General features: G+C 37.7%; 2 protein-coding genes and 4 pseudogenes. 1 reads left to right on the forward strand and 5 read right to left on the reverse strand.

What is annotated here, in order from left to right:
* The 5 genes and pseudogenes from FTU36_RS16255 to FTU36_RS16275 all read right to left on the reverse strand — a co-directional run.
* Positions 1-375, reverse strand: a pseudogene (locus FTU36_RS16255) (IS6-like element IS1006 family transposase); the annotation flags it as partial.
* Positions 376-440: 65 nt separating this feature from the next.
* A pseudogene (locus FTU36_RS16260) lies at positions 441-695 on the reverse strand (helix-turn-helix domain-containing protein); the annotation flags it as partial.
* Between the two features lie 203 nt (positions 696-898).
* Positions 899-1,267 carry an MbcA/ParS/Xre antitoxin family protein gene (locus tag FTU36_RS16265; RefSeq protein WP_104488357.1) on the reverse strand — a complete coding sequence of 123 codons (369 nt, stop codon included), beginning with the start codon at positions 1,265-1,267 and terminating at the stop codon, positions 899-901.
* 90 nt (positions 1,268-1,357) lie between these two features.
* Complete coding sequence (locus tag FTU36_RS16270) at positions 1,358-4,315, reverse strand: site-specific integrase (RefSeq protein WP_180053488.1); 2,958 nt, start codon at positions 4,313-4,315, stop codon at positions 1,358-1,360.
* A pseudogene (locus tag FTU36_RS16275) lies at positions 4,312-5,103 on the reverse strand (hypothetical protein); the annotation flags it as partial. The pseudogene FTU36_RS16275 and the gene FTU36_RS16270, both read right to left, overlap by 4 nt.
* A 46-nt stretch (positions 5,104-5,149) precedes the next feature.
* On the opposite strand from FTU36_RS16275, the pseudogene FTU36_RS16280 reads away from it, so the two are divergent.
* Positions 5,150-5,228, forward strand: a pseudogene (locus FTU36_RS16280) (IS1595 family transposase); the annotation flags it as partial.

Consider the following 5,228-nt stretch of genomic DNA (forward strand, 5'->3'; position numbering starts at 1 on the left):
ATTATTTAAAATTTTTCCAAGAAAACAATATGCTGATTTGGTATTACGTCTAGAAGAAAGATAAAAATCAATGGTATCGCCACGTTGATCGACTGCACGATACAGATAAGACCATCGTCCATTCACTTTTACATAGGTTTCATCAATATGCCACGAGCTCAGATCTGTAGGATTACGCCAATACCAGCGTAAACGTTTTTCTATTTCAGGAGCATAACGTTGAACCCAACGGTAAATAGTCGTGTGATCAACATTCACACCCCGTTCGGCCAGCATTTCCTGCAGTTCACGATAGCTAATGCCATATTTACAATACCAGCGCACAGCCCAAAGAATGATTTCGCCCTGAAAATGCCGACCATGGAAAGGATTCATATGCTGCACCTTTAGCTAAAACAGTCTTCAGCTTACCATTCGTGGTTATTTGCAACAGTGCCCCTTAAAATTTCCTGGTAGAGCACAACAGCAGGAATCCATTCAGGATGAGCTGCGTTTACACGTTTGAGTAAATAGGGTTTATATGGATCAAGAATACTTGTTCTAGGTTGTGTACGCCGATACTGAGGTGTTTCCTTCTGCCGTAAATATTTACGTACGGTATTTCGGGACACCCCCAGTTCACGACTAATGGCTTTAATAGATTTACCTTGCTGATGAAGTATTTGGATTGTCACTGCTTGCTCCAAAGTTAACATGTTGAGCAGTCCAAAATGACCGCTATATTAACCAAGGGGGTCAGTTTTTAAATGCCGGTACGGTTCATCCATATATGTATGACAGTTCTCAATAATGAGGCAGTTGTATACCTCTTGAGAAGAGGAACTTCTTATACCTTGAATTTGAATTATTAGACAAAATTATGACTTTTAATTTTCTGTGTAATGAAGCTTTGTATTTCTTAATATTTACCCTGAAGCCGAAGTCCTTCGACTACGTTTAATACAGTAGCTAATCCCTGAGTAGTCTGAATCTGTTTTATCGGAATGCCTTTGGTTAGCTTATTTGGTGACTTCATAAAATGCTGCATCCATTTAGCCTCTCCACCTGTTAGAGCATCTAGTGATATCGCAATACGAATTAAAATAATTGCGAGTTCTCCCTGACTTGAATCGGGATCTAACTCAAGCGAATTTAAAGTTTCCACTGAATCTAAATTGAGAACGATAGCAAGCTGGCTCTGTGTCAAACCAAGTTGATTTGCAGATGATAAAACAGCTTTAGCTAATACCTTTTTTTGTTTTGCAATTTTTTCTGGTGTTTTATGCATGACTGATCTCTGTTTCAGACGTTGCTGATATCTAGAGTTTATACTATTTGATTATCGTTTCTCAGAGTTAAAATTTTTATTACAAACAGCTTAAGGATGAGAAACTATCATGAGATACATCAGTAACTTGAATACCCCAAGTGCTTTTGCATCTTTACCCTTGAAGCAGAACTTAATTCGCCTTTCATTTTCATTCAGGCTGAAGTTTTCTGGCCGTAATGTTAAATCCTGTAATGTCTTTTTGAGCTCTGTCTTGCTCTGCTGAGAGAGTTCTAAATGAAGATATTTTTTGGGAAATAAGCTATGAATAAAAGAAAGAAGTTTCTTCAGTTGCCGTTTTTCATTCAGTTCAAAAATTAACTGGGCTGAATTGGGCTGAACTTTTTCAAGATAAATTGAGTAGATCGTATGAAGCTGTTTTTTATATTTACTTTGTACATTTGCATAACGCTCCTGGACATGGTGAATGACCTTTTTCTCCTCGTGATTGGTTGGCAACATGGTAACTAATGCAGCAGGAGTTTTCCTTAAAAAATCTGTGGTAAATAACTTCGATGATTTTTTTTGGTTTACACAGGAGGTTTTTAAATGCACGGCTCTGGCACGTAATTTTTGCGCGATTTGCAAAGGAATGGCTTCAGGTAACAGAAGGTCTTGTTCTTTTTCTACTGCAAGAATGTGATGCAATAGTTCAAAAGTCATCTCTGAGTCATGAGCTCCTAGCATCAGTGAATCAGGCGATTTCTGTTGTTCTGGTTTATATTGATGATCATGTTGCCTGTAACGGTCTTTAGTGAGTTGATCAAATAAAAACTGTTTGATCGCCCGTTGCTGAACAGGATATTTAATAGCATCATCATGTTTCAGAATATTAAAATAGGCTTCTTTAGGAAGTGGGCTGTGCATTTGATTCAGCTGGTAGCTAATTGCCAGATGCATTAAATGCAGATAGCTTGAACAGGTCGTGTCAGGGGTTAGGTGCCCGGCAAAATGAGAAAGTGCATACCAGGTTTGCTGAGTATTTCTGTTTCGCAACAATGCATAACGGATACGTAATTGCTCATGTGGGCTATAGTCAGTAAATGCATCTGAAAGTGTTGAGTTTTTTAAAATCAGGTAAAGATGATTAAATGCAGAATGGCGCAGACTATGGTAAGTAAAATTGTGTTCTCCAAAAACTGGCTGGATCAATTGTTTCAATAGGGAATTCACTTCATTTTCATGAGTTTCTTCTAAGGACTGTTTTAAAAACAGCGGTTGTGCAACTGATTTTCCTTGTTCTTTTAGCAGACGTTTTCTATTCTGACTATATGTTTTAAATGCATGTAATTCGTCGGCTTTAAGTAGATGATGCAGGGGAATCTTGCGGTAAGCTGAGTAGCTTTTTTGATTTTTATTGCGATTGTTGCGAATAGTGATTATCACAGCATCTTCACTAATAAATAGATCACGTACGAAGATATTCAATGTTTCATTGATCCGTAGTCCGACTCTGAACCCCAAAATAAAAATCAGTTTAAATATATTTTTATCCTGAATCGAAATATTTTGAGTATTTTCGAGCTGCTCTAGCATGTGGTGAAAAATATGGGGCGAGATCAATGCGGTTCTGCAGATTTTTACCTGGATTAAATTATCCAGATCAACAGTGGGTGCGTTAAAAAATAAGGTCTGTTTGTGATGAAACTCCTGTAGACGTTTTTGTAGAGTTGCTCTAGTTGTTTCTTTCTTTAATAGAAGCATTTCTCCATACAGATCTTCAAAATCAGCATCTGAAAATGATGAAATATCTTTGTCTTGCGTTGCCTGCAGCCAATGGACTGCAAACTGTGAAAACATGGTCTTCAGAGAACTTTGCTTGAGCGGCTGAAAATCTGCACGTATAAGCTTGCGCTTAAATCGTTGCTGCTGCTGAATAATATGATTGAGAAGGTCCAGTTGAGGTTCCGTTAATTTTGAGCGTAGAATGCTCCACAGCAGCAAACGTTCCAAGGCTGGAGATTGTTCTTTAGCATATAATTCTATGAGTTGATCGCTATAGTTTTTTGCACGAATAGCTTGACGTATTTCTACTAAAATATCGGCTATATCTAATGCAATAGTGACTGTAGACTGGTTCTGAGGGTTCTCATAAACTTTCTGAATCGTATGGGTAGGCGTGGGTTCAGGCTGAAGAAAATAAGCTGCTAATTGTTTTTCAAGAGGACTGGAACTATAAATTTCATTTTTTAAGATACAAATGGACATTTGATCCAGCCCGCTGTTTTTCAGGAACTGTGTATAGTAAAAACCGTATTTTAACAGGTCTTTACAACGCACCTTTTCCTCAGGGAAGCATTCAATAATACAAGCGTTAATCAGATGTTCTGCATCTTCAATATCCGAAAATAAATCAAATTTTTGATGTTTTAGTCTGTAGATCCAGCATTTCACAATGTCGTGTAGCACAAACGTTTTTGTATAGCTGACTGAAAAATCAGGGTCATTTATACGCTGATTACCGAAATTCCGGTTCGGGATTTCGAGTGTTACCATATGATTTAGGTTTAAAAAACTTTGAAATTTCTTTGTTTTTAAAATGATTTTTAAAAAAAATTGCAATTCGGCATGGTTATAAATGCCATTAAATAATATTGAACTGATCAAACAAAAGCCAAGAGATTGGGTGGGACTGAAGTCATTTCGTTTTGTCCAGTAAGCAATCATATTTTGGGCAAATTGAGTAACTTTTTTACCATGTTTTAAGGTTTCAATATTTTGTAGTGGCAGAGACCTTTCGTACCTTACGGGAGCGGCAGGCACTGGATAGTACTGATTCGATGAAAGATTAAAGCGCTTGATATATTTAGCAAATTCTATACGTGCCATCTGATAGCTACGGATGTTTGACTTACAGTGTTCTAAAAGCTGATTATCAACTTGACGACAAATTTCCGAATAGTTCTCAGGCGTCAGTTCTATACATTTCTCACTAAACAAGTTCAGAAGAAAGGCTTTGTTTTTTCTATGCTTTTTTATTCTTTTGAGGGAGTGTGGGTGTTTACTCATTCAATCAGGAATCCGTTAAATGTAGACATACTTTTAAGCTTTAAGAGTCCGACCAGCTTGTCTTGCGCTGCTCGAATGTGATCGTAATCGGTTGCCTGAAAACCCGAATAGCGGTCAAAAAGTTCCTGCATGGGCCCATCGTGACCAAAGATGCCATTCAGCATATCTTCATCGCAGTGCTGTGCAAAAAAATAGCGAGCGAAATGGCGAGTCCAATTGCGCTGAAGAGCTATTTCTGTGCAGTATTTTTGAATATCAGAAAGTTCTAAATTTCGGATATATCCTTGTGGATCGTAAAATAATAGAAAGGGGCGTTCACCCTCGAAGACCTCATGGATTGCTTGTACTTGTTCATTGGACAGATAGGCCTTTGTGAGGTGGAGAAAGTATTTTAAATATTTTAGGTAATGCTGTATTTCATCACGAAGATAATCGTTAAATGGTAGATATCGTCCAATGGTGCCCGAATAACGCTGCTCTTTATCTGCAACAGCCATCAATTGGTTATCAAGGTCAATATAATCCAGATTGGGAGGGAAGGACTCACTCGGCCGTGCTGACGTTATCAGCATGCAAATATGCCACAGCCAGATTGAATAATGATTTAACGTCTGAAAGGGATTTGGATGTTCCCGCACTCGTTGGTCAAGCTGGTGAAAAAATGATTTAACAAATGGTAGATTAGGTGTCTGCTGACTACCAAAAGAATGCGGGTTACTGAATTCTTCAAGATATTCAGTTTCCAGCTGAGGAACAGTCAAAGTTAGAATTTGAGTATAAATATTAAGGGGCTTAGGAAGTTAAGCATATTAAAAAGTATGGTAACTTCCTTATATGAAAGCAAAAAATAGATACTATTCCCATTCAAGAATCGCAGAAGCAAAATTCAGGCAAATTATTCGCTTTTTTGCCA

It is taken from the genome of Acinetobacter sp. YH12096 (assembly GCF_013419215.1).
GTDB classification, from domain to species: Bacteria; Pseudomonadota; Gammaproteobacteria; order Pseudomonadales; family Moraxellaceae; genus Acinetobacter; species Acinetobacter amyesii.

What these genes read in the sequence shown, in the direction of transcription:
- FTU36_RS16265 (WP_104488357.1), bottom strand. Translation starts at nt 1,267, where the DNA reads ATGCATAAAACACCAGAAAAAATTGCAAAACAAAAAAAGGTATTAGCT.
- FTU36_RS16270 (WP_180053488.1), bottom strand. Translation starts at nt 4,315, where the DNA reads ATGAGTAAACACCCACACTCCCTCAAAAGAATAAAAAAGCATAGAAAA.